Annotated in this window: 1 protein-coding gene; it reads left to right on the top strand. The window is 65.4% G+C overall.

What is annotated here, in order from left to right:
- Positions 1-364 (top strand): Flp pilus assembly protein CpaB (gene cpaB / locus EN859_RS35990; RefSeq protein ID WP_135913658.1); only part of this gene is annotated, 364 nt, incomplete at both ends.

Raw genomic sequence — 364 nt, 5'->3', positions numbered from 1 at the left:
CGAGCCGTCGCCACCGCGATATCGGCGGACACGTCGGCGGGCGGCTTCATCCTTCCGAACGACTTTGTCGACGTCATCATGACCCGCCGCGCCGACGGCGCCAACGGCGGCAGCGGCTTCAACACCGAGACGATACTGAAGAACATCCGTGTGCTGGCCATCGACCAGACCATCCAGGAAGACGAGGAGGGCAAGAAGACCAGGGTCGGCCAGACCGCGACGCTGGAGCTGACGCCGCAACAGGCCGAGATCATCACGGTGGCGCAGCAGATGGCGGACCGGCTCACGCTGGCGCTGCGTCCGATCACCGACAGCCATGAAAAGAGTACGGACGAGGCCGACTATCTGGTCAACGGCAGGGGCC

It is taken from the genome of Mesorhizobium sp. M00.F.Ca.ET.216.01.1.1 (assembly GCF_004010325.2).
GTDB lineage: Bacteria > Pseudomonadota > Alphaproteobacteria > Rhizobiales > Rhizobiaceae > Mesorhizobium.
The sequence above is the reverse complement of the archived record's forward strand: the minus strand, read 5'-3'. Positions and strand labels throughout refer to the sequence as shown.